Annotated in this window: 21 protein-coding genes and 7 pseudogenes; 8 read left to right on the top strand and 20 right to left on the bottom strand. The window is 68.8% G+C overall.

The features are described 5' to 3' along the window. The first annotated feature begins 63 nt into the window (after nt 1-63). Entirely contained in the window at nt 64-1,977 is a 1,914-nt protein-coding gene (locus QFZ67_RS02065) for an ABC transporter ATP-binding protein (protein ID WP_307659359.1), read from the top strand. A gap of 89 nt (nt 1,978-2,066) precedes the next feature. Here the strand turns inward: QFZ67_RS02065 and QFZ67_RS02060 are convergent. The 7 genes and pseudogenes from QFZ67_RS02060 to QFZ67_RS02035 all read right to left on the bottom strand — a co-directional run. Next, a pseudogene (locus QFZ67_RS02060) lies at nt 2,067-2,255 on the bottom strand (Rrf2 family transcriptional regulator); the annotation flags it as partial. 165 nt (nt 2,256-2,420) lie between these two features. Beyond that, nucleotides 2,421-2,729: pseudogene (locus QFZ67_RS02055) on the bottom strand (transposase); the annotation flags it as partial. Nucleotides 2,730-2,847: 118 nt separating this feature from the next. Next, nucleotides 2,848-5,778 carry a type 2 lanthipeptide synthetase LanM family protein gene (locus QFZ67_RS02050; protein WP_307659358.1) on the bottom strand — a complete coding sequence of 977 codons (2,931 nt, stop codon included), beginning with the start codon at nt 5,776-5,778 and terminating at the stop codon, nt 2,848-2,850. An 82-nt stretch (nt 5,779-5,860) separates the two neighbouring features. Continuing rightward, entirely contained in the window at nt 5,861-6,064 is a 204-nt protein-coding gene (locus QFZ67_RS39005; protein WP_356234122.1) for a DUF6229 family protein, read from the bottom strand. A 175-nt stretch (nt 6,065-6,239) separates the two neighbouring features. Continuing rightward, on the bottom strand, nt 6,240-6,365 hold the full coding sequence (locus tag QFZ67_RS02045) for a hypothetical protein (RefSeq protein ID WP_307659357.1): 126 nt from the start codon (nt 6,363-6,365) through the stop codon (nt 6,240-6,242). 531 nt (nt 6,366-6,896) lie between these two features. After that, complete coding sequence (locus QFZ67_RS02040; RefSeq protein WP_307659356.1) at nt 6,897-7,082, bottom strand: hypothetical protein; 186 nt, start codon at nt 7,080-7,082, stop codon at nt 6,897-6,899. Between the two features lie 305 nt (nt 7,083-7,387). Then, nucleotides 7,388-7,999 carry a TetR/AcrR family transcriptional regulator gene (locus QFZ67_RS02035; RefSeq protein WP_307659355.1) on the bottom strand — a complete coding sequence of 204 codons (612 nt, stop codon included), beginning with the start codon at nt 7,997-7,999 and terminating at the stop codon, nt 7,388-7,390. Between the two features lie 163 nt (nt 8,000-8,162). Between QFZ67_RS02035 and QFZ67_RS02030 the strand changes: the two genes are divergently transcribed. Beyond that, nucleotides 8,163-8,744 (top strand): ester cyclase, encoded by a 582-nt coding sequence (locus tag QFZ67_RS02030; protein WP_307659354.1) that lies wholly within the window; start codon nt 8,163-8,165, stop codon nt 8,742-8,744. A 78-nt stretch (nt 8,745-8,822) separates the two neighbouring features. Here the strand turns inward: QFZ67_RS02030 and QFZ67_RS39000 are convergent. From QFZ67_RS39000 to QFZ67_RS02005, 5 genes and pseudogenes are all read right to left on the bottom strand, one after another. Then, a pseudogene (locus QFZ67_RS39000) lies at nt 8,823-9,263 on the bottom strand (transposase). 39 nt (nt 9,264-9,302) lie between these two features. Beyond that, nucleotides 9,303-9,512, bottom strand: coding sequence for a hypothetical protein (locus tag QFZ67_RS02020; RefSeq protein ID WP_307659353.1), 210 nt, complete (start codon nt 9,510-9,512; stop codon nt 9,303-9,305). 734 nt (nt 9,513-10,246) lie between these two features. Further along, entirely contained in the window at nt 10,247-10,477 is a 231-nt protein-coding gene (locus QFZ67_RS02015; protein WP_307659352.1) for a hypothetical protein, read from the bottom strand. After that, on the bottom strand, nt 10,413-11,030 hold the full coding sequence (locus QFZ67_RS02010; protein ID WP_307659351.1) for a hypothetical protein: 618 nt from the start codon (nt 11,028-11,030) through the stop codon (nt 10,413-10,415). Before QFZ67_RS02010 ends, QFZ67_RS02015 begins: the two co-directional genes overlap by 65 nt. Before the next feature lie 68 nt (nt 11,031-11,098). Next, on the bottom strand, nt 11,099-11,881 hold the full coding sequence (locus tag QFZ67_RS02005; RefSeq protein WP_307659350.1) for a calcium-binding protein: 783 nt from the start codon (nt 11,879-11,881) through the stop codon (nt 11,099-11,101). Between the two features lie 1,606 nt (nt 11,882-13,487). On the opposite strand from QFZ67_RS02005, the gene QFZ67_RS02000 reads away from it, so the two are divergent. From QFZ67_RS02000 to QFZ67_RS01990, 3 genes are all read left to right on the top strand, one after another. Beyond that, a complete protein-coding gene (locus QFZ67_RS02000; protein WP_307659349.1) occupies nt 13,488-13,610 on the top strand; it encodes a hypothetical protein in 123 nt (40 codons plus the stop codon). A gap of 450 nt (nt 13,611-14,060) precedes the next feature. After that, the gene (locus tag QFZ67_RS01995; protein ID WP_307659348.1) at nt 14,061-14,357 is read left to right on the top strand and encodes a hypothetical protein; all 297 of its coding nucleotides are present in this window, start codon (nt 14,061-14,063) and stop codon (nt 14,355-14,357) included. A 182-nt stretch (nt 14,358-14,539) separates the two neighbouring features. Beyond that, complete coding sequence (locus QFZ67_RS01990) at nt 14,540-14,773, top strand: hypothetical protein (RefSeq protein ID WP_307659347.1); 234 nt, start codon at nt 14,540-14,542, stop codon at nt 14,771-14,773. A gap of 85 nt (nt 14,774-14,858) precedes the next feature. On the opposite strand, the gene QFZ67_RS01985 is transcribed toward QFZ67_RS01990, so the two are convergent. Then, nucleotides 14,859-15,152: a hypothetical protein gene (locus tag QFZ67_RS01985; RefSeq protein ID WP_307659346.1), complete on the bottom strand. Its 294-nt coding sequence runs from the start codon at nt 15,150-15,152 to the stop codon at nt 14,859-14,861. 81 nt (nt 15,153-15,233) lie between these two features. Between QFZ67_RS01985 and QFZ67_RS01980 the strand changes: the two genes are divergently transcribed. Continuing rightward, on the top strand, nt 15,234-15,383 hold the full coding sequence (locus tag QFZ67_RS01980; RefSeq protein WP_307659345.1) for a hypothetical protein: 150 nt from the start codon (nt 15,234-15,236) through the stop codon (nt 15,381-15,383). Between the two features lie 346 nt (nt 15,384-15,729). Here the strand turns inward: QFZ67_RS01980 and QFZ67_RS38995 are convergent. Next, nucleotides 15,730-15,885, bottom strand: a pseudogene (locus tag QFZ67_RS38995) (VOC family protein); the annotation flags it as partial. Between the two features lie 74 nt (nt 15,886-15,959). On the opposite strand from QFZ67_RS38995, the gene QFZ67_RS01975 reads away from it, so the two are divergent. Beyond that, the gene (locus QFZ67_RS01975) at nt 15,960-17,054 is read left to right on the top strand and encodes a M20 family metallopeptidase (RefSeq protein WP_373430197.1); all 1,095 of its coding nucleotides are present in this window, start codon (nt 15,960-15,962) and stop codon (nt 17,052-17,054) included. Nucleotides 17,055-17,233: 179 nt separating this feature from the next. On the opposite strand, the pseudogene QFZ67_RS01970 reads toward QFZ67_RS01975, so the two are convergent. Continuing rightward, a pseudogene (locus tag QFZ67_RS01970) lies at nt 17,234-17,746 on the bottom strand (IS5 family transposase); the annotation flags it as partial. Nucleotides 17,747-18,030: 284 nt separating this feature from the next. On the opposite strand from QFZ67_RS01970, the gene QFZ67_RS01965 reads away from it, so the two are divergent. Further along, a complete protein-coding gene (locus QFZ67_RS01965; protein WP_307659343.1) occupies nt 18,031-19,233 on the top strand; it encodes an IS110 family transposase in 1,203 nt (400 codons plus the stop codon). Between the two features lie 186 nt (nt 19,234-19,419). On the opposite strand, the pseudogene QFZ67_RS38990 reads toward QFZ67_RS01965, so the two are convergent. The 5 genes and pseudogenes from QFZ67_RS38990 to QFZ67_RS01940 all read right to left on the bottom strand — a co-directional run. After that, nucleotides 19,420-19,557, bottom strand: a pseudogene (locus QFZ67_RS38990) (transposase); the annotation flags it as partial. 758 nt (nt 19,558-20,315) lie between these two features. Beyond that, nucleotides 20,316-20,768 carry a VOC family protein gene (locus QFZ67_RS01955; RefSeq protein WP_307659342.1) on the bottom strand — a complete coding sequence of 151 codons (453 nt, stop codon included), beginning with the start codon at nt 20,766-20,768 and terminating at the stop codon, nt 20,316-20,318. A 101-nt stretch (nt 20,769-20,869) separates the two neighbouring features. Next, a pseudogene (locus QFZ67_RS01950) lies at nt 20,870-21,587 on the bottom strand (transcriptional regulator); the annotation flags it as partial. 936 nt (nt 21,588-22,523) lie between these two features. Further along, the gene (locus QFZ67_RS01945; RefSeq protein WP_307659341.1) at nt 22,524-22,760 is read right to left on the bottom strand and encodes a hypothetical protein; all 237 of its coding nucleotides are present in this window, start codon (nt 22,758-22,760) and stop codon (nt 22,524-22,526) included. A gap of 896 nt (nt 22,761-23,656) precedes the next feature. Then, complete coding sequence (locus QFZ67_RS01940) at nt 23,657-24,865, bottom strand: IS701 family transposase (RefSeq protein ID WP_307659208.1); 1,209 nt, start codon at nt 24,863-24,865, stop codon at nt 23,657-23,659. Between the last annotated feature and the right edge of the window lie 117 nt (nt 24,866-24,982).

The following is a 24,982-nucleotide window of genomic DNA, read 5'->3' as shown; positions in this document are numbered from 1 at the left end:
GGTGCTGCGCGCGAAGCCCCATTCGCTGCCGGGGTTCACGACGTCGTCCGGGAGAGGATCGGTATGGCGGGCAATCAGCAACCGGATATGGGTGAGTTCGGCGAGCTGGGCGAGGGATACGACACCTCGTTCGACGGCGAGGCTGCGGCCGCGAGCCTCGGCCGCCTGGCTGCTCGGCTGCCGGTCGCTCTGCTGCAGGTGTGGCGGCTGGCCTGGGCCGCGAGCAGGCGCGGCGCGGTACTGCTGGTAGTCGCGCAGCTGGTAGCCGGGGTGGCCACGGCGCTGGCGCTCATGGCCACTGCACGAGCCCTGGGGTCGTTGTTCGCCTCAGGTCCGGCGCCGGAGCGAGTCAGCGACGCCCTGCCGGCAGTGGCCGCCGTGACGGTCGCCACGGCGATGCGGGCTGTGTTGGAGACGGTGGTTGCAGCAGCCCAGGCGCGGCTGTCACCGGGAGTGCGGCGGGTGGCGGAGGACCGCCTGCACGCCGCGGCGGTCGGCGCGGAACTGGGAGCTTTCGACGACGCCGACTGGCACGACACCATGGCCCGCGCCCGCGACCGCGGCATCGACCACACCCAACTGGCCCTGGGCCACGCAGTCGAGTTCCTCGGGGCAGCGGTGGGCCTGCTCGTCGGCGTCGGGGTGGTGACGGGGCTGCATCCGGTACTGCTTCCGCTGCTGGCCCTTTCGATAGCCCCGCAGGGGTGGGCCGCGCTGAGTTCGGCACGTATCGGCTTCGTGGGGATGGTCCGCCAGATGTCCCTCTACCGGCGACTGTGGCTGTTCGCCGATCTCCTCACCTCCCGGGAGGCGGCAGCCGAGGTCAGGGCCTGCACCGCTGAACGACCGCTGCTGAGCGAATTCCGGCGGCTGGCCTCGCTGGTGGAGCGGGAGGAGATCCAAGTGGGGTATTCCCAGACCCGGGTGGGAGCGGTCGGCCGCGCACTGTCGGGCCTGGCGCTGGCGGCCGCGTACACCGCTCTCGGCTTGCTCGTCCATGCTCAGGTCGTGCCACTGGCCGTGGCCGGGACCGCCGTTGTGGCGGTACGTGCCGCCAGCGGCTCACTCGCCACGCTGATGGTGGCCGTCGACCGGCTCTACGAGAAGTCCCTCTACATCACCGACCATCACGCCTTCCTCGCCGAGGCCGCGGCCCGCTCCCGCCCGCCGACCGGCCGACCCGCCCCCGCCGGGTTCACCGAAATCCGGCTGAAGGACGTCCACTTCTCGTATCCGGGCAGCCCGCATCCCGCGCTCCTCGGCATCGACTTCGTCCTACGGCAGGGCGAGACGGTGGCGTTGGTCGGCGAGAACGGATCCGGGAAGACGACGCTGGCCCTTCTGCTCGCCGGTCTCTACCTCCCGGACAAGGGGACAGTCCACTGGGACAGTACCGATCTGGCAGATGTCGACCCTGCCGGGATCCGTGAGCAGGTGGCGCTGGTGATGCAGCAGCCCACGCGCTGGCCCGTGACGGCGCGCGGCAACATCGCCCTGGGACGTGCCGACCGCTCTGACGTGGACGGCTCCGCCTTGCTGCGCGCCGCGCGCGACTCCGGAGCCCATGAGGTGATCGAGCTGCTGCCGTACGGCTACGAGACCTTGCTGTCGAAGAAGTTCAGGGACGGCGTGGACCTGTCCGGCGGTCAGTGGCAGCGAATCGGCGTCGCCCGCGGCTTCTACCGCGACGCCCCCCTGCTGATCGCCGACGAGCCGACGGCCGCGCTGGACGCGCGCGCCGAGCAGGCGGTGTACGAGAACATCCGGCTGCTCGCGGCGGGCCGCACCGTCGTCCTCATCACCCACCGCCTTGCCTCGGTGCGGGACTGCGACCGGATCGTCGTCCTGCGGCGGGGGGAGGTGGTCCAGCAGGGTACGCACGAGCACCTGATGCGGGCGGGCGGCGAGTACGCGGACATGTACCAGATCCAGGCGGCTGCCTACACCGACCGGCCTGGTGCGGGTGGCCACGGGTGACTTCCCGTCCAGTACCGCAACGGTCTTTGGCGTGACTGGTTGCCAGACTGTTGGTTGGCCTGGGCGTGGGTGGGGACCTTGGTGATGTCAACGCCCCTCCGGGACTCCACGAGCCCCGCCCTGCGCAGCTCGCCGAGCAGCCGCCCGATCACCACGGGGTTGGTGTTCGCGCTGGTCGCGATCTGCTCGGAGGTGGCGACCTCGTGGCCCTGGCGCTGGTAGAGACCGATCCAGGCCAGCGCGTGGGCGGCGATGGTCAATCTGCTGTTGGCGCTCATGAACCCCTCCTCTGGCCGCATCGCGCACCCCGAAGGACGTCGCGCCTTCGGGGGCGCGCACCGCTGACGAGCACCACCAGCACCATGGCGCACACCCGGCGTGCGGTGAGCCGCTCGCGCGGCACGACGAAGCCGACCATCGCCCCCACGGCAGGGCTCAGCCCGAGCATTGGCGGCCGCCGCGCGCTGAACCCCCACCGACCGCACGCCCTTCTTCCGGAAGCCAGTGTCGTCAACGATCAGGACCGCCTCCGGGTCGCCAGGGTGCTCGACCACGTACTCGGGCACGTCATCCAGGACCTCACCAGCCTCCCGGTCAATCCGGTTCAAGAGCCGATGGATGCGATCCGGGCCTGCATGCCCGGCCTCCTCCGCCAACGTCCAGCCGTTCTTCCGCTCCAAAGGAGCGATCAGCCCCCGCATGCACGCCAACGCCGACTCACGCGGCTCGACCCTGGCGAACCGACGCAAGAACATACAGCTCAGCCAACCCCGCCCACCGCTCCCCGTCATCCGCCCGCACCGTCTCCCACCCCCATAACCAGCACAAGGCCCCCAGCTACTCCACCGTCACGCAAAAAACCTTGCAGTGCTAGAGCCCGTCGAGCAGCAGCAGCGACGGCACCGTCCCGTCGCCGTCGCCGTCGAAGTTGACGGAGCGGCACATCCGCAGGAGCTGGTGCAGGGCGCCCGAGCTGCCGGGCAGCAGGCTCGCCGTCACCGTGTGGGCCACACCGTCGGAGAGCGGGCCGTACTCCTCCAGGCCGGTGAGCACGATCGCGTCGAGCCGCCCCTGTGTCAGCTCCTCGCCGCCCAGGTGGGCGCTCAGCGGCCCCGGGGCTCCGCCCAGTACCGTGTCGACCATCTCCCACGAGCCCAGGTCTCCGTGGCACAGGGTGTAGTCCCAGCCGAAGCCCGTACGCCAGGTGGCGGCCGCCGCGCGCACGGCACGGTCGAGGTGGTCGGGTGCACCGGTCCTGGAGTAGAGGTCCCAGGCGGCGAGGCCGACGCCCGTACTCCCATGGCACCACGAGTCGAGATACAGCGACTGGTCCGCTTCCCTGCGGTCGAGCCAGCTACCTGCTTCCGGCCGGTACAGGCTCTCCTGGAACGCGGTGGCCGCCTCGCCGAGATCCAGCCAGCGCTGCTCCCCGGCGGCGAGGCCGAGGCGGGACAGGGCCCAGCCGATTCCGGCGGCTCCGTGGGCGAATCCACCGATGCCCTGGGGGAAGAGCTGAGTCGGCCAGGTGGCGGTGACGCCGGTGGCGGCCTCCTGTACGGCGGCGCAGTCTGCCAGGTGCCGCGCGGCGGAGTCGGCCACGTCGAGCCACACGGTGTCGCCGGTGTGCCGGGCCAGAGCGAGGAGAGGGACGATGAGTCCGGCGGCCCCGGCCGCGATGTCGAGCATCGAGTCGTCCGCGAACAGGCCGGCGGCGCGCCCGGCGTGACGTTCCGCGCGGTCCAAGTCCTGAGGGTGGCCGGACGCACCGTACATCGCCAGCCAGGTGCGCACGGCCGAGCCGATCCCGTCGAACGCGCCGAGGCGGCCGGTGGGCACGGCGTCCTCCATGGCCGCCAGCGCGCGGACCGCGCCGTCGGCCACCCCTTCCAGGCCGTCCACCGGCGGTACGCGACCGGCGCGCGATTCGGCCACATAGGCATGCAGGGCAAGGGCCACGCCTGCCTGGCCGCTGTAGAGGTCCGCGGCGAACGGTCGGACGTTGAAGCCGCTGTCCGTGTACACGGGACCGATCCAGGTGGCGGTCCCGTCGTCGCCCATGACGGCCCGCGCGCACAGGTCCTGGGCCAGCCGGCGGGCGAGGGCCCGCCGCCGTTCCTCCAGGTCGCCGCCACGGGGCACCACCGGACGATGCCGGTCACCTTCCGGCATGGCGCTGCGGTCGCGGTAGACGCCCAGCAGCGAGGAGCGGATCACGCTCTCCTCGAACCCCGGGCTGCCCTCCCGCCAGCGCACGACGCTCTGGTCGATCAGCTGACCGGGCGCGCCCCATGTGGTCCCGCGTGGGCCGTCCAACTGGCCGCGCTCGGGCCGCATCGTAAAGAAGGGAATGTCCCCGTCGAGGAGATCGGCGACTTCGGCATCCACGACCTCCTCGCTGGAAGGGGCGCCGTGCAGCGCTTTCGCCTGCCGGGTCAGTACGTCGCGGGCGCGATCGAGCGCCGGCGCCTCGTCGTGAAGGGAGGCGGGGTGCCACAGCATCCTGGCGACTTCGACGTAGACCTGGGTGGGCCGCAGCACCACGCGCAGGTCGCAGCCGGTGAAGACGTCCAATGCCGGGCGCAGCTTCCCGGAGCGGTCCATCGCGTCCAGGCGGCCGCGCAGATCGCGGTAGCCGCGCACGATGTCGTCCTGGTGAGCGATCGGGTCGGGGTCGGGGGCGGGCAGGTTGGCCGAGCCGGGTATGTCTGCGGGTTCCATCGCCAGCCGTGCCTGGTCGGTGCCCGCACCGGCGATCACTGGTACCGGTACGAGTGGCTGCTGGCCGGGCAGCGCGCCGACCGCCGACATGTCCACGCCCTGCAGCGCGAGTTGGGACAGCCGCATGGGCAGCAGTCCGGTGCGCAGCACGGTGCGACGCACCGAGGCGGCAGCCCTGTCGAATGCGTCGCCGAGCTCGCTGGCGCCCACGTCAGGCTCGGGGCTGAACAGAGTCTCGCAGTCCACGACCCAGGCCACGGGGCCGCAGGCGATGACGTTGTCCGCGTGCAGGTCGGTGCCGCCGAGCAGCTGAACGACACACATCCACTCGCCCAGCCCCTGGTAGAAGCGCGACTGTTCGGCGGCGTCGGCGCAGTACCGATGGCCGATGTGCTCGGCCCAGCCGTAGCTTTCGCCCTCCACGACGCGTGGCACCTGGATCCGCCCCTCGGGCGGAGTTCCGGCCAGCAGCACGTCGAGCGTCGCGGCGAGCGCGGTATCCACGGTGAGGGAGCGCGGCTTGTACACCGTGCGGCCGCCTTCGAACCGTAAGAGCGCCACGGTCCGGCCACCGCGGTGCGAGTCTCCCGCGTCCATGGAGATCTCCATCAGTTCCCCCGGCAGGGCTCCGAGGAGATCGTGCAGCCGCGGGCGGTCTGCGGCCAGCCGCTGAGCGAGGGCGAGCACCGCGGTGCAGCGGTTGCGGACCACGCGGTTCAGGCGGGGAGTGAATGCCGGATAGTGCGCGTCGAGCGCGCTCCAGAACGGGGGGTCAGCGGCGAGTTCGAGAAATTCGTCCCAACGCTGCTGTGAGGTCCCGCGGGTGAGGCGGCCAGACATACGTGCCGCGTGCAGTTCGAGCAGGAGGAGGCGATTGGCTTTGGGCCGTACAGCGCCGAGCAGGCAGCGGCGGGCGGCGAGTAGCAACGTCTCCCGTTCGCCGGCCGACAGCGGGTCCGGCACCGTGCGCAGCCGCCGCCGGAGACGGTCGAGTGCGGGCGCGACCAAGGGCTCAAGCGCGGCGTCGAACTCTCCCGCGTCGTCGTACGCCACCACAGGACGGGGCCGGACTGGGAGCGCCATACGCGCATCTCCTCCCATCGATCACGGACCCGTCTCCCGAAGCCGACAACTGGCTTCGGGAGACGGGTCGTTGGGGATCAGATCAGCAACAGGGCCGGGTACGCGATCCAGAGCACGCGGTGCCGCATGTCAGCGCAGCCACGTCGATCTCGGTGAGCCCACGTTCGGTCGCGGAACCGCCGATGTACAGGGAGCCCGCGGGATTGCCCGCGCCCTCGGCCGATTCGGCGCCGGAGCGCCAGGCGCTGACCACACTGTCCGTAGAGGCATTCGATGCGAAGTGCATTGCGATACCTTTCCGCCGATGCCCGTGCGTCCGCCGGTGCGTGCCGGGGTTGCCGGTCACCGGCCCTTGGCTAGGGAAGTACGGAAGGGTCACGGTAGCGCCGGAGTGGAACGGAAGACAGGCCTTCCATTTGGTGCGACGTGGTGCGACGTGGTGCGACAACGGCGTTAGCGGCTCAGCCCAGGTAGAAGTCCTTGCGAGCGGCCACGAACGCCCCGACCGATTGGGCAGGTAGGCCCGTCACGCGTTCGACGTCGTCGGTCGCGCGGTCGTAGCGGTTCTCGCGGTGCAGTCGGGCCATGGTGGCGATGTTGCTGTTCGGTGTGCGGCGGCCGGCCCACCTTGGCGAGTACCTCGGTCCGCCACTGGTCCAGCGGCACGTCCACGTAGGACACCGGACGCCCCAGCGCCCGTGAGAACTCCTCGGCCATCTCGGTCATGTCGACCGCGCGTGGCCCGGTCAGCTCGTAGGCGTGTCCGATGTGCGGGGCGGGGTCGCGGAGCACGGTGCGGGCGACGTCGGCCACGGCGACCGGCGAGGTGCGCCCCGCGCCGAACGGCAGCGCGATCGTGCCGTTCTCCTGGATCGACCGTGCCGGCAGCGTGGTGAACAGCGGGTTTTGATGAGTTCCTCACGGGTCATGGTGGAGCGGCCGGGGATTCCGGCGTCCGCGGCGCGCTGGTAGAGCTCTGCCTTGGCCAGGGAATCGAATGACGAAGCCTTCGTCTGCTTCTTGGCCTTCGCTGTCTTGCCGGTTCGGCGGAAGGCATAGGCGGCGTGGCTTGTGCGGCACGGTTTCCGCGGTGGCAGAGGTGAATACGACCGTTGGGCTCAGCGGTTTCGTGAGCCGGTCGGCGGCCCATGCCTGTGCTCGGCGAGGACCGCGTGCAGGGTGGACTCGACCTCATGCTGGACGTCCTCGCTCACTGTGTGTCCGGCGTCGGCAGCCATTTGCCGCGCCTGTCGGGCCAGCGCGCCGACCAGGGCGTGCTGCTGGCGGCTGAGCTCGCGCAGCACCGCACTTGCGCTGGGCGGCCCGGTTCACTCGCCGAGGAGCATCCGATCGAACGGCATCGGGTTGTCGTACGGGTTGTCGATGGTCGGCCCGTCCGCCGGTCCACCTCGCGCGCGAGTTCCCGGGCTGCTCGTAAGAACCGGCTGACCAGCGACGCCTGTAGCAGCGCGGGCAGGCGCTTACGCGGCGCCGACGGGAGCCGACGCGAACGTCGGCTCCCGTCGGCTCGTGGGCGTGCGGGTCCGTGGACCGTCTGAACGTCGACGTCTGTCTGTGACGCTGCCCGCCGCGGACGTGGCCACTGGCATCAGCACAGGGTGGCGACGGCCGTGCGGTGAAGGAAGCCCTCGGCCCGGTCCCACGACCAGCCGTTCTCGACCACCAGGGTGCGCCAGCCGGTGGGGCCGAACCAGAACCACAGCAGGTCGGCAGTCTCCTCCACCGGGCAGGAGGGCGGTGGAGTCAGGGTGTGCAGATGGCGGGAGGCGGCGTGGAGTGCGTCCCGGTAGGCGGCGGTGGCCCGCTCCCACAGTGCCTCGCCGTTCTCGTGGACCGGCAGCGCCTTGCGGATCGCTTCGTGCACCGTGAACTGCCCCTCGTTGCCCCTGCGCGTGCCGTGGGCCAGCGCTTCGAGCACCGCTTCGCGTGTCCGCAGGGCGAGCAGTTGCCGCATGGACCGTTCGTAGCCGGAGGCGACCACGCCCTGGTCGACGATCCGGTCCAGGATGTCGCCCTTGCTCCCGACGCTGGCGAAGACGGTCTTCGACGCGACCCCGGCCGCCGAGGCGATGTCCGCGACAGTCACCCGCCCATAACCCCGCTCGGCAAACAGTTCGGCGGCTCGCTGCAGGATCAGCGCGCGGGTCCGCGCGGCGGCCTGCTCGCGGAGGGGGGAGACGTAGGCGCGCTTGGAGGGCATGCCGCCATCCTAACCGCGTTGATCCTATAGCTTCCCTATTGATTAGGCGTCATATAACCTCAATAATCGGTCGGCACCGAACGCTCGACGCGGGCAGCCCTGCCCACCGGATCCGCCGTCACAGCGCAGCGCACCGCCGACGAAAGGCATGCACATCATCGGAATGGACACCACGGACCTGGCCCACGGGCTCTTCCGGATCCTCGAGACAGGGGATCCGGCCCTGGCCGCCGATGTGGTGCACGAGGACTTCCGCAATCGCGAAGCGGCCGGGGCGCCGCCGGCGTGCGCGACCCCGGGACCGGCAGGCGTGCTCGCCTCGGGCGCCTGGATGCGGGCCGCGTTCAGCGACATGCGGCTGCCCGTCCTCGGCACTGCCCGCAACGACGCACAGGTCTGGGTACGCCTGCGCATGCAGGGCCGCCACACCGGTGCCTTCGTCCGCTTCCACGACGGGGTCCTTGACCAGGCCATACCCCCCACTGGGCGGGAGATCGACGTCGAACAGATCCACGTGCTCGACCTCCGAGACGGCAAGGTGATCGGGCATGAAGCGGTGCGCGACGACATCACCATGCTCGGTCAGCTCGGCGTCTTTCCCCCGGCCCCGGCCACCGCGCTACGCATGCTCACCTGGCGGGTGACCGGACGAGCCACCCGCGCGGCCACCCAGGTCACGGCACAGACAGCCGAAGCAGCCGCCCTGCTGCCGCACAGGCCGGCTGGGAGCGCCGACCGGGTTTGAGCAGTGCACCGTGGTCTGCGACGGTCGACCTTCATACCAGGGATACAGCGCGCCCTCTCAACGGCCACGTCCTATCAACTACGTGTCTTTCCTGCGTCGCCGCGTCGAGCTGCATGGCGCAATGTGGCGAAGGACATCACGGCGAGGGCCGCGGTGGCTGCTGCCAGCAGGATCCAGCAGAGGGTTGGTGGTCGCTGGCCTGCCCAACTCGCGCCAAGGGCACCACCACATGGACCTCGCCCGAGCCTGGCTGTAGGACGGCAACTGCTCGGCGATCCGCCGCCGCACCGGCAGCGGATCCCACGGCGACTGGCTCACGAACTGCTGGAGGGCCTGCACGTTCCCGTCCGGCAACCGCTAAGCCATCGGCTGGATCGGCTTACGCCGCCCATCCAGCATCAGACCCCGCAGATAACACCCGCCCCACCGACACGTATCCCGCCGCGGAAGCGAGGCGAACACATCAGCAACGAACTCCGATAACTCACCCCGGAGCCGTTCCACCTCCCCGAGCATCATCCCTCCACCATGCCCCCGACCAGCCCAGATCGGCAGACCTCACGAAGCACTACTAGCAGTGTCTCGCCGATCCGGCCGGAGGGTGTCGTCGATCCAGTCGAGGATGACGGTTTCGGCCAGGGCGCGGTTCTGCTGTTCCTGGTGGTCGCCGGCGCCGTCGGCCGGGGTGAACTTCTGGAGGATGGTGGGCGCTTTGAGGCGGGCAAGGGTGGCTTCGGCGTTGCGGGCGAGAGGGTCGGCGTCGGCCATGGTCCCGAGCACGGGGCAATGGATGCTGTCGCTGTGTCCTTTCAGGGTGAACGCGGCGATCTTCCGGAAGTAGTCGCGCAGGTCGCGGGCGCCGTTGATCCAGAACCCGCGCTGGATGAGGCCCCACTTCGGCCGGGGAGTTCATGGACAGCCGCGTTGAGGACTGGATGGTGCTCGCGGACTTCAAACGGCGGAGGCGCCCCCCCAACCGGGCACCCCCGGCAACTGGCCCGGCACCGCACCATGGTGCCGGGCCGGTTCGCGTCAGCGGAACCACGCCGGGTCTCCGTATCGCCGCCGACTACCGCCCTGCGGTCGTGTCGGAGCCGGCGGAACCACCCGCTGGAACAACTCCCGCAAGGAAGAGGGTGCACCGCGATGGCGTCTCGCTGCACCGCTGGGCGATTCTCGCTCGCTGGTTCGACGGTTCCTGGCACTCGTGGACCCGGCGAGAGAAGTCGGCTGGCAGTGATGAGAGTTCGAGTGGCCTGGCCTTGGACGCGGTGCGGCCGTCCGATCCCTGGCCGAGATGGCCGAGATGGCCGAGATGGCCGTGGTTGCCGGGTGCGTGCTGGGGGAGATCATGCGACAGGTACCGCCGGACACGATCTCCCCCCACCGTTTGTGCTCGGTCGGTGCGATGCTCGTCGGCCGGGGCGAGGAGCAACAGGCCCCGCGCCCCGGCCGGCCGCTTCACGCGCTCTCTGCCGCGACAACGCACATCGGACCTGCTGTCAGGGGCAGTTGACCATCGAGTCGCCGGTGTCGCGGTTGCAGGAGTCGAAGGCGAGACCGCCGTCGAGGCTGTCGTTGGCGTTGACGCCGTCGGTGGCGTTGAGGGTGTCGTTGCCCTCATTGCCGCTCAGGGTGTCGTTGCCGCTTCCTCCGGCCAGGGTGTCGTTAACCGGTGTTCCCGTTGAGGGTGTCGTTGCCCTCGTTCCCGTTGAGGGTGTCGTTTCCGGCATTGCCGTTGATGGTGTCGTTCCCTCCCAGCCCGGAGATGGTGTCGTTCCCAGGCCCACCGTTGATGGTGTCGTTGCCCGGAGTCGCTGCCGTGAGGCCGAAGACCCCGGTCGGGTCGTCGCCGACAAGATGATCCGCGCGGGGGCCGCCGTTGAGCTGGTCCTTGCCGCCGCCCCCGTAGAGAGTGGCGGGAACATCCAGATTCGGGGAGACCGTGATGTCGTCATCGGCGTCCTGGCCGTTGACCTGCACGGCCGTGGGGAGCGGGCACGCCGCGGTGTTCTCCGACCGTGCCTCGCAGGGGGCGACGGCGCGCACCCCGTCCGCGTTGTCCGACACGAGGACGACGCTGCCCTGACGGCGGATGGTGATGTCATTGGCCACGCCCTGATCCGCCGTGACGAGCAGGGTGCCGCCGGCCATCTCGACCACCGTGGCGCCCGCGAGGTGCCGGGGCTCGGCGGTGAGCGGGGCCGCCGAGGCCGAGGTGCCGGCCAGCGCAGCGCAGAGGAGCGCTCCGGCCGACAGGATCACGTAGATACGTCGCGCTGTCATGGTTGTGCGTCTCCTTCGTCGTGTCGCTGGCACTGCGGGCCTGTCTCCGCGCCGTTCGCGCTCGCCGGTCACGGGCACTCTGTGACACTGTCGCCCAGGTCGGCCGTGCAGCTGTCGACCTCTGTGCCCCCCTGGACGTAGTCGTTGCCGCTGACCTCGTCGACGGCGTTGATGCTGTCCCGGCCCGCGCCCCCTTCCACGAAGTCGTTGCCGGTGCCCGCGATCACCTGGTCGCCGCCGTTGCCACCGCTCACCACGTCGTTCCCGGCGCCTGCGTTGATGACGTCGGAGCTGGCCCGGCCCTCGATCGAGTCGTTCCCGGCGCCGCCGAAGATCCGGTCCGGGCCGCTGGCGCCGATGAGCGTGTCGTTGCCGTCTCCACCCGAGAGGAAGTCGGAGCCTTCGTCGCCTTCCAGAGTGTCGTTGGCGCTGCCGCCCTGGAGGCTGTCGTCACCCGCGCCACCGACGAGGGTTACCCCCGGACTCGCCAGGGAGGAAGTGACGTTGTCGGCCTGGTCACCGGCGTTGACGACAACCTCGGTGAGGCTGCCGGCGCCCGGACAGACGGCCTCTGTGGCGCTGACCGCGGTGCACCCGCCGAAAGCCACGATGGTGTCACCGGTGTCCCTCACCCGGATCGTGTCGCCGACCTGCCGCACGGAGATGGTGTTGCCCAGGCCCACGGCGGCGGTGACGGTGACCGACGTGCCGTTCTTGCTCACCAGCGTGCCGGCCACAGCGGAGCCGGGCGGCTGGGTACCGGGGGTCGCACTCGCCGGGCCGGTGAGGCACAGCGTGAAGCCGAACACCGTTGTCAGGAGCGCAACGGTGCGATGAAGCGCCTTGTCCATGGCCTGCCTCCTGGAAAGCGTGCGGGATCGTTAATTCGGCTCGAAATGCTTTCGTGGCCCAGTGGTGACATAGCGCAGCGGCGCCACCCGCATGCCTGGAACGGTGTTTGCAGCTTGGGTGCGTTGGGCCGTTCCACGGGCCCGCGAATTGTTGCCTCGTCACCTTGGTACGGGACAGCGGAATTTTGCCCGCCGGAAACGGCCTCTTACGGTGTGCTCGCCTTCCCGGCGTTCATGACGGCAGTACGGCAGTGCGTGGTGGTTCACAGCAGAACTGGGCGTGCATTGTCGGAAACGTCGCCACGCATCGGATGATGCCAGGCGCCCCCTCGGGTGCCGGGCCTGAGTATGCCGTGTGGAGACCTTGTGGAAGAGAGGGTTTAGCGCCATTGAAAGGACAATTCCGCGAGTTTCTGACGTGCGGTGCAGGCCGTGCCGGCGGCAGGAGTGCTGCGGAAAGGAACGCGTCCAGGGTGGCGGAAAACACCACTCATGGCTTCCGGAGCGCAGGCATGAGTCGTGCCCCCAGCCGCGTACGAACGGCTACGGGCTGCCGCGGCTTCGTTCGCCGGCGATCCCGCGGCTGCACCCTTCGTCGCTTCGCCCACGGAGCTCGTGCAGGCGCAGGCCGAACGCACCGGCTTCGTTGTGCTGCACGAGTGGGCCGAGATCCTGGACTGGCACTTCCCGCCCCAGCAGCCCGATGGCACCGGCCGACTGACTCTGGTGCTCCCATGCGGGCAATGGCGTGGCGGCTCGGTTGGTCACCGGGCCCAGCCCGGGCGCGTGAGTGGCGGGCGCCTGTGACCCGTCATCGAGCTCTGCAGATGTCAACACAGTGCGCGCACCGGCAGGTTGACGCCATCGGTCAGCGTGCTGGTGCTGACCACGGCCGGCAGGCTGCCGCTGCGCAGCGCGTCCTCAACGGCCTCCAGCACGTCGTTGGGCAGTGCGGCTGCCCCTGGGCGATGTGGTGGGCCTCGTCCACCACGATCAATGTCACGTCCTTCAGCGCCTGCTCCGGGCCGTTGGCGCAAGGCGTGTATCAGGCGCTCGGGAGTGATGACCTCGATTCCGGGAGCTGCTCTTCCTGACCAGGAAGCTCCCAGAGGCCAGGGGCCAGGGACCAGGGAACTCGGGGAGGTCCGCCGACCGATGGAAACGTCGAAAGGTTTGCGCGCCGCCCCGAAGACCAGGACATGAACGAGGGGGCAACCCGGCGTGTTGATTCTTGTCCCAGACCGCGCTGCGGCCATCATCCGCGAGTCCGGCTCCTGGGGGGCGGCTCTCACTGCGCATCAGCCAGCCCGAACAGCTCGCTGTGGGCGGTGGCATCTCCGAACACGAAGGCTCCATCTTCCCGGTGGATCCGGCCCCGTGCAGCGGCTGCTGGGCAGTTGCGACTCTGTTCCGACCGGCTGTTGGTACGGGTTAGCTCGCAACTCCACCTGGAGTGGCTCGACTTGTGCATCCGGAAGGACGCGGCGCATGGCCCTCGACGAATTCGAAGCTGCTGTGCCCAGCGGATACAAGACGCGTGGAGGATCGCCCGGCGCCCTGACACTGGTCATCTGGCCCGTGCTCCTGCTGTCACGTCCAGTGAGAGATGCGGTCCATCGAGGGCTCGGAAGACAGGGAATGGCGCGGCGGGCATCTGCTCGCAGAGGGAACGATCTACGTGAACAGCGGCACGGCCGTCAGCGCGTTGGACCTGGGCGGCGGCGCGTAACCCGGCGAGGGGTTGCGATCCCGCAGTGTGCCGTCCGAGGCGAGTCGGCGCAGCCGTATTGCCGTGGACCACAGGAACCTAGGCCACCGCCGCACTCGCCGGTGCGTCCCTGGGCGCCGCGCCAGCCCTTTTTGGACGGTGTCCTCATCAGCGTGATCGAGCATGTCAGCTGCGTCCGTTGTGGTGTTCTTGTGTATGGCCGACGCTTGCCGATAGCCTGAAAGGCTTTCCACTCCCCGTGGAGAGTGCCCCATACTTCCGTCCGCGCCGGGACCATGGATGGCGTGGTTGCCCTGGTGTATCCACCGGGACACCCTCACACGATGGGTGCTGGATTCCGCCTGGCCGGTTGCCGCAGACAAAGGAAGGAGTGTGTCGCCGTGAAGTGGCGAACCTAGCCGCCCGCCCGGAAGGTCCGGGAGCCTGGGCGGCGGTTCCGGAAGGAACGAGATGTCCCGTACGGACAGGACGAAGCCGTTGTGGGTGCGCCTCGCGGAGCACAACCCCCGGCCGGTCCACGATCACCGCTACGGCGCCTGCGATCTGCCGCCGAACCCGACGTGGGAGGACGCGGACACACGCTGCCAGTGGGAACACTCCGGGTTCGGCCACACCTGCTGTTCGGGACCCAGTGGGCGGGCTGCCAAGAAGGAGTGGGGGGAAATGAATAGGGCCCGCAACCGCAAGGAACGCTACGCAGGCCGGCGCGAGGCTCGCCGTTTTGCCGCCGGAGAGGACAGCGACTGACTCCGCCCCTCATCGCCCAGGACCTGGATTGACGCGGCCCCGTTGCTCCTTCTGAACAGGGAAATGGGCCCTGCCTCGGTCTCGTACGACACTGCTGCACCGCTCCCGCCGCATGCCACTGAGGTGGCGGCCCTCACCGCTGTTCTGAGGGTAAGTCAGGGGAAGACAGCCCCGGCGTCAGAATGATCGACGACGTGCAGTTGGAGAGAGTCCGCCTGGACTTGCATGCCAAGCTCGGCGAGCCCGACGTCAAGAGCACACCGAAGGGCAATATCGAGGTGTGGCAGCTGTCGGACGACCTGAAGGCGACCGTCACCTATCGCCCGTTCAGTAAATCCGGTGGAGCGACCGTTGACCACAACGGCGTGGACGGCCTGGATATGAAGCGATTCCATGTCCCGCAGCATGGGAACTGAGCCATGGTGAACCAGGACGCGTATCGCCGCGAGCTGGAGTATCTGATCCAGTACGCTCACGACGACTGGCTCGGTTTCTCGGTCATCAGCGGGTCCGTGGGCAGCCCTCCTCGGACGCGGCGCCTCGTTCCAGGAACAGCTGACGCTGCTCCTGCGGATCGTCGGCGATCCGTATGACGCTGGAGCGCGAGCGGGCGATCTGACGGCGTCGACGCGGGAGCCTTTCCTGCCATGGCAATTGGAGAAAGCCGAAGTCCTGGCGCGGATCGCGGCAGAGGTTCAGCCGCATTCCCGGTTGCCCGGTTCCGGTGACGTCTGCTGGCTCACGGTGCCGTGATGACGCCATGGCCGCCGTGATGCCCAGCATCACGGCGGCCATGCGCGCCGAAACCATCGCCAGGCCTGGTGGAGGGCGTTGGGCGTACCTCCCCGAGAAGCTCAAGCCGCCGGGCAGGTGAAGGTGGTCACGGCTCGTAGCGAGTCGAGGGCGCTCACCGCGTTCGCTGCCGTCGACGCGCCGGGCACCGAGGTCGTCTTGGAGTACCTGGCCGTCACCGAGCAGCAGATCGCCGACTACGGGCTGCCCACCGCGCCACCGAAGGCCCAGTGACCACCGGTCGTTCACCGGCACGTCCACCACCCAGCCCGAGGCCCTGCCGCCCGATGCTCTCTGCGTACCACGGTACCCACCAGTCCATTTCGACGAAGAAAGCCAGGAAGCCCGCGCGGAACGCCCATCCAAGCGGGTTCCAGAACGGAGGTCCGGGCTACACACCGGGGCCGAGCCCTCGGCACGCCCGATCGGCAGCCGACCTGACCTGCCTCCAGCAGCACCTCCAGGGCGCCTCCGGCCTACCCGGCCTGGGGGCCAGCGCAGCGCGCGATCATCTGGGAGTCCGCGGCGGCCTTGTCCGCCGCGGTTGCACCCCGCCGCTGCTCGGAAGCCGTCCGGACGCTCAGGTGTGGGCCCGGGTGGTGACGCTGAACAGGGCGCCTTCGGGGTCACTGAACGTCGCCAGTTCACCCTCGGCCGTGTGACGGTGTCCGAGGACCGTGCCCCCGCTTCGGCGTGCCGCCTCGAGGGTGGCGGTGACGTCGGCGACGGGGAAGCGGAAGAGCCACCGGGGTACCCGGGCAGGTCAACTCCATTCCGTCACGGCGTACCAAGTACCCTTGCAACGTGACGATGCACAAGACCGTCGATGTGAGTGTTGACGCGATGATTGAGGACCTCAGGACACTCGTCGAAATCGAGTCTCCATCGCGCGATCTCGACGCCTTGACGGCATCGGCCAAAGCTGTCGCCGCTCTCATCGAGAGCCGCCTTTGCGGGCAGGCCATCCTCGTTGAGAGCGAAGCCGGGCCGCACGTCCACTGGTCAGCTGGTGGCGATCCCAAAGTACTGATCCTCGGTCACCATGACACGGTGTTTCCGCTCGGCACCCTTGAACGCAGCCCGTTCATGGTCGAAGACGGGCATGCGACCGGCCCCGGGGTCTTTGACATGCTTGGCGGTTTGGTACAGGCCGTTCATGGCCTGGCGACGCTCGATGACCGGTCAGGCGTCGAGATCCTGATGACCGCCGACGAAGAGGTCGGCTCCCGCTCCTCTCGAGCTCTCATCGAAGAACGAGCCATTGCCTGCGGCGCTGTACTTGTGCTCGAGGGCGCCGCTGATGGCGGAGCCCTGAAGACCGGCCGTAAAGGCTGCGGCACGTTCCAAGTCTCCATCGTGGGCCGGGCGTCGCACGCCGGCCTTGAGCCCGCAGCCGGGGTCAACGCCCTGATCGAAGCATCACACCAGGTACTAGATATCGCAGCGCTTGGTCGCCCCGACATTGGCACGACTGTTACCCCGACCGTCGCGTCCGCAGGAACCCTGGACAACGTCGTTCCCGCAGAGGCGACCGTCATCGTCGACGTCCGGGTCGAGTCGGCCGGCGAGAAGGAACGAATTGAATCTGCGTTCGCAGCACTGGCTCCGCGTCTCGATGAGGCGGAGATCGCGGTTCAGGGAGCTATCAGCCGACCCCCGATGCCTGAGTCGGCGTCGACCGAGCTCTTTGCGGTGGCAAAGCGACTGCTTCCTGGCCTCGAAGGCAAGGCAGTCGGCGGCGGAAGCGACGGCAACTTCACGGCCGCACTGGGGGTGCCAACACTCGATGGCCTTGGAGCAGTCGGGGGCGGTGCCCACGCCGACCACGAGTACCTGGTGATCGAAGCCATGGCCGAGCGGGCGAACCTTGTTGCTGGACTGGTGAACGCCATTCAGAACACATAGGAGAACGAGAGCATGCGCGACCTGTGAGCGATCACGCGAGGTCGCGATCTGCGATCACTGAGATTCGCGTTCGGTGACCGGGCCAGCTGCCGGGGGTGCCGTTAGCGGCGGCCCCTTTCGGGGTGGGTAGCGCAAACCGACTCATCCGTGTCGAGCCAGCGAAAGGACCTGCCCTCATGTCAACAAACTCGCCATCTGCACCGAGCGGAGGGGCCCGTGTCGCCGATGGCTGCGATGGTGACGGTGGCTTCGTAGCGGACGGCGAGTTTGTCGTATCGGGTGGCGACGGCGCGGTGTCGTTTGAGGCGGTTGATGCCGCATTCGATGGCGTGGCGGGCCTTGTAGTCCTCGCGGTCGAACGCTGGCGGGCGTCCGCCCGCCGGCCCGCGTCGTTTGCGGTTGCGGACCTGGTCGGCGGGTTCGGGGATGGTGCAGGCGATCCCGCGTCTGCGCAGGAGCGCGCGGTTCGCCCGCGAGCTGTATGCCTTGTCGCCGCGCACCCGCCGCGGGTGGGTGCGCGGCCTGCCCGGTCGGGGCCTGGGCACGCGGATTGCGTCGAGGAGGTTCGCGAACTGCGATGAGTCGCCGCGTTGTCCGGCGGTGATCAGCAGGGCCAGCGGGCGCTGGCCCTGCTCGACCACCAGGTGGATCTTCGTGGTCAGCCCGCCGCGGGACCGGCCGAGCGCGTGGTCGGCGGGTTCGTTGACGAGCCCGCCGGGCGGCTCGCGTTGCAGGTCCCCGTTACCGTTTTCGTGGCCCCGCAATGGGGCTCCCGGTCTCCGAGCCCGGTATGACTTGGTCCCCTTGTCGCCATGATCGAAAAGGTGGTGTCACCGGGACTCGGAGGCATTGGCAGACCGCTGATCAGGGGCATGACCGCTCGCATCCGTCCTGGGTGGGGCAGGCCTTCGTAACGTGGATGCCGGCACGCTGATGCCGCAGCTGAGGCCGGGAAGGGTCTGCTGGGGAGGGGTATGTGAACGACACGGGCGAGGTCGATGTCTACCTTGGTCTGGACGTCGGCAAGGGGGAGCATCACGGCACCGCGCTTACTCCGACAGGTAAGAAGGTCTTCGACAAGCAGTTGCCCAATAGCGAGTCGCGGTTGCGTGAGCTGTTCACGAAACTGCAGGCCAGGCACGGAACGGTGCTGGTCGTGGTGGACCAGCCTGCCTCGATCGGCGCCCTGCCGCTGGCTGTGGCTCGCGATGCTGGCTGCCGCGTCGCCTATCTGCCGGGGCTGACGATGCGGCGGATCGCCGATCTTTATCCGGGCGAGTCGAAGACCGACGCCCGCGATGCGGCGATCATCGCCGATGCCGCCCGGACCATGCCGCACACTCTCCGGGACCTGGCACCGGATGACGAAACCATCGCCGAGCTGAACATGCTCGTGGGCTTCGACGACGACCTGGCCGGCGAGGTCACCCGCGTCAAGAATCGTCTGCGCGGGCTCCTCACGCAGGTCCATCCCTCGCTCGAGCGCGTCCTGGGTCCTCGCCTGGATCACCCGGCCGTCCTGTTGCTCCTCGAACGCAATGGCTCCCCGGCCCAGTTGAGGAAGGCCGGCAGGCGGCGGCTGGTATCGCTGTTGCGGCCCAAGGCACCGCGCATGGCCGAACGGCTGGTCGAGGACATCTTCGACGCGCTCGACGAGCAGACCGTCGTCGTGCCGGGCACCGACGCTGCCGCACTGATCGTCCCCAGCCTCGCCGCCTCGCTCACCGCCGTGCTCGATCAGCGAAAGCTCCTCACCACAAGGATCGAGGAGCTGCTGGAGGCGCACCCTCTTTCCCAGGTCCTGACCTCCATGCCCGGCATCGGGGTCAGGACCGCAGCCCGGATCCTCATCGACGTCGGCGACGGCAGCGGCTTCGCCACCGCAGGCCACCTGGCCGCCTACGCCGGCCTTGCACCCGCCACCCGCCGATCCGGCTCGTCCATCCGCGGCGAGCATCCCTCCCGGCGAGGCAACAAGCAGCTCAAGAGGGCTTTCTACCTCGCCGCGTTCGCCTCACTGGCCCAGCCCGACTCACGCGCCTACTACGACAGGAAACGACGCGAGGGAAAACACCACGTCGCAGCCATCGTCTGCCTCGCCCGCCGCCGCATCGACGTCCTCTTCGCCATGCTCCGAGACGGCACCTTCTACCAGCCACCCACCCCGGTCACCGCTTGACGAAAACCATAGGGGCACCTTTTGCGGGCCCCGACGGCGTGCTGGTGCGCGCGGGAGACCGTGGAGTCGACGTTCACGTCCCAGGTGATCAGCCCGCGCGTCGGCGCGGACCTGCAAATGTTCGAGGACCCGCGCCCAGGTGCCGTCGCGCTGCCGGCGCCGGAACAGGCTGTACGCGGACTCCCACGGTCCGTACCGCTCCGGTACGTCCCGCCACGGCGCACCCGTCCGGGTCCGCCACCGGATCGCGTTCACCTGGTCCCGCCGCGTGAACGCGGTCGGTCGGCCGCGCTTGCGCGCGGACGGCAACAACGGCTCCAGCATTGCCCATTGACCCTCGGTCAGATCTCTCCGCGCCACCCGAAGATCATCCCAGACCAAGATCCACTTTCAAACAGACCCTAAGCCTGGACGAGCCACCGCTGGGACACCCGACCCAGCCGATGCCTCTGACCTATCCGCGCGATCTCAAAGTCCCGAACTTCCGTGCCCTGCACCAAGGAGGCAGATGAGCGAGCGCCCTGGCTCCCACCACGACGAGAGCGCCGCCGACCTTGCAGTCACCGTCGGCTGGTCCCACGAGGGCGCCCCGCCTGCCTTCGGTGACCCGGCCAAGGCGTATGCCCGCTGGGCCCCACGGGGACGGTGCCGAGTGGTTTCGATGAGCCGCCGCAGCTCGCGCGGGACCGCATCCGTCGTCGGGTGGAGCTGGCTGGTGATCCGCATTTCCCGTCCGTCGGGAACGGGCTGGACTACCTCGTCAGCGTGGTGGAAGACCTGGAGAGCCGAGACGGCGAGGGCAGTGCCCGGAACCTCAAATACGCGGTGCTACGCCTGGCGGCCGGAGTCGAGGTCCTCCTCAAGGCACGTCTGCAGTATGAGCAGTGGAGCCTGGTGTTCGCGCAACCCGGGACCGCGACGCGGGAAGTCCTCGCCGAGGCTCCCTTCAGGTCCCAGTCGCCGCTGCCGAAACGGAAGCCGTCGTACTCGAAGCCGACCAGGGCAGCCCGCGCGTCGGCCTCGGTCTCCAGGCCGGAGTCGATGCCAACGATCCCATTCCTCGCAGCGGGCCTGAGCCGGAGCTACGCCACGCAGAACTCGTTGCCCTCCGGGTCCTGCATGATCCACCAGTGCCCGGCCGGCCCCTTGTTCACCTCGCGGATGCGGGTTGCCCCCAGGTCTTCCAGTCGGGCCACCAGCTTGCCGAGCCCGCCGGGCTCGCTGTGGACGTCCAGGTGCAGACGGTTCTTGCCGGACTTGCCCTCGGGTACCTCCTGGAAGAGCAGGCGGCGGCCATGGCCGATGCCGCTGGTCTCGTCGTACGGGTCCTCGGGATGGCGGATTGCGGCGTAGCCGCGGAAGGTCTTGCGGCCGTGGTGCTCGGCGACCGCGTCCTCGCTGATTTGTCCGGCGGCCAGCAGGCGCTCGATGAGGGAACTTGGGTCTTCCACCTCGTAGTCCAGCGCCGCGGCCCAGAAGTCCGCGAGGGTGGGTGCGTTCGTGGTGTCGATGACGAGCTTCCAGTGCAATGCCATGTAACCACTGTCTCTCATAAACGGTTGTTTGTGAGAAGGCTGGGCGCGCACTTTGGTGCTTGTTCTCGTCCGGGAAAGTTGGTTGATACGCGAGAGGACGGTCAGCCGGCCGAGGACGTTTGCGTGGGGGAGTCGGCGTCGTGGGTGGCGGCCCAGGAGGCGAGTATGCGCAGTCCTTCTTCGGAGGGTGAGCCGGGTTCGGCGGTGTAGATGGTGAGGGTGAGGCCGGGTTCGGCGGCCATCTCCAGGCCCTTGAAGGCGAGGGTGAGCTCGCCGACAGCCGAGTGGTGGAAGCGTTTGGTTCCTGTGCCGTGGTGGCGGACGTTGTGGGCGCCCCAGCGGGTGCGGAATTCCTCGCTGCGCGTGGAGAGTTCGCCCACGAGGTCGTGGAGGTCTTTGTCGTGGCCGGCTTCGGTGCGCAGGATGGCGACGCAGGTGTCGGCGGAAGGTGTCCCAGTCGGGGTAGAAGCGGCGGGAGGCGGGGTCGAGGAAGTTGAATCGGGCGAGGTTGGGCTGCTTCGGGGCGCTGGTGTAGACGTCGGAGTAGAAGGCGCGGGCGAGCGGGTTGGCGGCGAGTAGGTCCATGCGGCCGTTGCGGACGAACGCGGGCCCGGCGGTGATGGCGTCCAGGGTCCATTGCAGGCTGCGGTGCGGTGTCCACTGCTCTTTGACGCGCCGGCGTCGTGGGCGCGTCAGAGCATCCGAGCCGTCGGCTGCCTGGGCCAGATGGAGGAGGTGAGCGCGTTTGGCGTCGTCGAGCTGGAGCGCTCGGGCGACGGCTTCGAGGACGGCCGGCGAGATCCCAGCGAGGTTCTCGCGGGTGGGACGGGACGGCGCATCTGCTTGCCCCTCGGCGGCCAACCGCCGCCGAAGGCATGCTTGTTGAGGTTCTGCCCATGGGGAGAAGCACCGTGGACAGCCGTGGCGGGATGAGGCGCTCGAGCGGGCCGTTCGCGCCGCCAACGAGCGGGAGAATCGAGGCCGCCGAGATCAACGCGGTGAAGGAAGTGACCGAGTCCGCCAGCAGGCAAGAGACCACTGCCATCGAGGAGACAACGCGTCAGGTTGTCGGTGGCACCTCGGTCATGCATCGGCGTCGGCCGGGCCGTTCAGGGCCGCCGTTATGAGTACGCCTGCCCGGCGATCACGTCCCTGGGCGACCCGCAGGTGCCGGGACTGCATGGGCTGGAGTTGGTTCGACCGGCCCCGCTGCAAGGCATGTTGGGGGTTTGTGGCGAAGGTGACCAGCCAGCACTGCGACGTCAGCCAGCGCGAGGTGGCCGCCTTAGACGGGGTCTGTCGGCTCTGCCGTCGCCAGGCCAGCCTGATCGCCGGTCCGGACAACAAGACGCGCGTCGACCTTGCGGTCGCCGCCTGGACCGGGCAGCAGCTGTTCATTATCGGGCACCCTGCGGCCACGCGGCGGGTTCCCGCCGAAGATGGACGATCAACGGCTCCATCCCGAGCCGCTCGGAGGACGTCTGCACGGTGTTCGGCCGCATTGGACGGAACTCTTCCTCTTCGAGATGGCCCGCGATCTGAGTGGCGTCAGCAGCCTGGCACCGCTCCTGGACCGGAACTGGCCACGACCCTGAGTGCACGAGCGGCGCGGATCGCGGGACTTCGCGGCTGGCCACCCCGCACCCTTGGTTCGGTGCGGCGGGGCATGCGGATTCTTTGCGCGGTGCACCGGCCGGGCGAGGCGATCCGGGCCTCGAGGGTCGCCCAGCTCACCCACGCGGCGGTGCCGGCCAATCACGTCCTTGAGGCGTTCGAGGGCTTGGAGATCTTCCTCGATGACCGTCTGGACTCGCTTGATGCCTGGTGCGAGAAGCACTTCGCCTCGCTGGCGCCGGATACTAGGGCCGAGCTGAACATCTGGATCAAGGTCCTGAGGCACGGGACTGACGCGTTGGCCTCTTCCTCGATGGCGTCAGCGGTCTGCTGCAGGAAGTAGCTGCGCTCGCGGAACTTGTAGTAGCCGGTGAACATCGCGGCCAGCGTGATGGCGAAGCTGATGCCGGTCAGGGTGACGCTCTGACAGGTCAGTTCCTTGCCGGTGTCCAGGGCGGCGAGGGTGGTCGTGGCGGGCTGAGCCGATCATGATGAGGGACTGCAGGCCGTTGTAGACGCGCCGGTACTTGCGGCTGTCGGCGTGGTATTGCTCGATGGCGCTGGCGACTTCCTTGCGGTAGAGCTTGCGCCGCTGGTCCAGCGGCGGGCGGGCCTTGAGCTTCAGCTAGCACAAGCAACTCCTGCCCCGAGGCCAGGGACACCTCGGCTCGCCGACGACCTCAACGGGCAACTTGCCGCATACGGCAGGGCGGTACGTCTCGCTGGCGAGACGTACCGCGGGATGTCTGCAGATGAACGGTGAGCACGGAGTACAGCGGCGCCTCAGCGTCCGCTGCGGGTCCGCTTCCGAGGCGATCCAGCGCGTCACACGTGTTGTTCTGGTTGTCCGCCCACTTGCTGGACGACGTCACGCAGGAGCTGCTGAAACGGTGACCCCGCCCTCGCACCCCTCACCTTGGCAGAAATCCGGAGACTCCTGGACGCTCTCCATCCCGGCTCAGCGCGCCACCGGCATCCCGAACGCACGCTGATCTGGTCCCGCTACAGACGACGCCACCAAGCCATCGCTAAACGCTGCCACTACGCCCGCCGCACCGCTGGTCACGAACCACCGCCACATGACGAACCGTCACCCAGCTACACTCAAAAACCAGCCTCTGACCAGCGGCGGTAGCGAACTACCGCTGGAATACTAGTAGGGCTTTGTTAGGTGGTGTCGTAGGGCTGCCAGGGGGTGGGTTGTCGGCAGGTGGGGCAGGTGCCGGTCCAGGTGGCCAGGAGGTGTTGGAGGAGATCCAGGGCCTGGTAGAGGGTCAGGCCCTGGCAGGGGCTTTTGGGCAGGTCCGCTGTTCGGTCAGGAACAGGTGGGCGGCGGTGACGAGGGTGACGTGCCGGTGCCAGCCGGTGAACGAGCGGCCCTCGAAGTGGTCGAGGCCGAGGGTGGTCTTCAGCTCGCGGTAGTCGTGCTCGATGCGCCACCGCAGTTTCGCGATGCGGACAAGGTCGCGGGCGGGGATGTCTGCGGGCAGGTTCGAGATCCAGTACTTGACCGGCTCGTCCTCGCCTTCGGGCCACTGGGCGATGAGCCAGGTCAGCGGGATCGTGCCGTCGGTGGCGGGCTTGGGCCGCCGCCCCGCGAGACGGATCCTCACAAGAACGAAGTGCGAGCTCATCGCGGCTTTGGAGCCCCTGCGCCAGGTCAGGGTTCGTCCCTGGCGTCGTCCGGCGGCCAGCACGTGATCCCGTAAGGACACCGGGCGGGTGCGGTAACGCGGAAGGGGCCTGGGCCCCAGGCCGCCATAGGCAGGCTGGTGGGGTTCGGCATCCTCACTGTGGGCGGTCATTTCGGCCTTGGCCTGCAGGACGTAGGCCAGGCCGCGGTCTTCCAGGCCGCGGCGGAAGTCGGCGTTGGCGCCGTATCCGGTGTCCGCGACCAGCACCGCCGGCTTCAGCCCGGTGCCGGCCAGGTCGTCGAGCATCTCCAGCGCCAGCTGCCACTTCGGGCGGTGATGCTCGTCATCAGGGATGCGACAGCGTTCCCGACGGCTGGCCGCTTCTGGCGTGTCCCAGCTCTCGGGAAGGAACAAACGCCAGGACAGCGGACACGAGGCGGTGTCGGAAGCGGCGTGGACGCTGACGCCGATCTGGCAGTTACCGACCTTGCCCAGGGTGCCCGAGTACTGCCGGGCCACCCCGGGCGACGAGATGCCGTCCTTCGGGAACCCGGTGTCGTCCACCACCCACGCCTGAGGACGGACCACCCGCACGGCCCGCCACGCCAACCGGGCCCGCACCGCGTCAAAGGCCCAGGTGGAGGACGTGATGAACTGCTGAAGCTGCTGGTGGTCCACCCCCAGGCGCCCGGCCATCGGCTGCATCGACTTACGCCGGCCGTCCAGCAGCAGCCCCCGCAGATACAGGGCACCCTTCTCACGCTGATCCCGCCGCACCAGCGGCGCGAACACCTCCCCACCGAACTCCTCCAACCGGACACGACACGAAGCGAGTTCCCCGACCCTCATACCAACAGCGAACTACCAGACACCCAACGCGACAAGACCCACCTAACAAAGCCCTACTAGGCCTTGTCCGGCCGATCATGGGGGGCTGGTCCCTTTGGTCGGTCCTGCGACGCACCA

The organism is Streptomyces sp. V1I1 (assembly GCF_030817355.1).
GTDB lineage: Bacteria > Actinomycetota > Actinomycetes > Streptomycetales > Streptomycetaceae > Streptomyces.
Note: the sequence above shows the minus strand (reverse complement) of the source record. Positions and strands in the feature narration are given on the sequence as shown.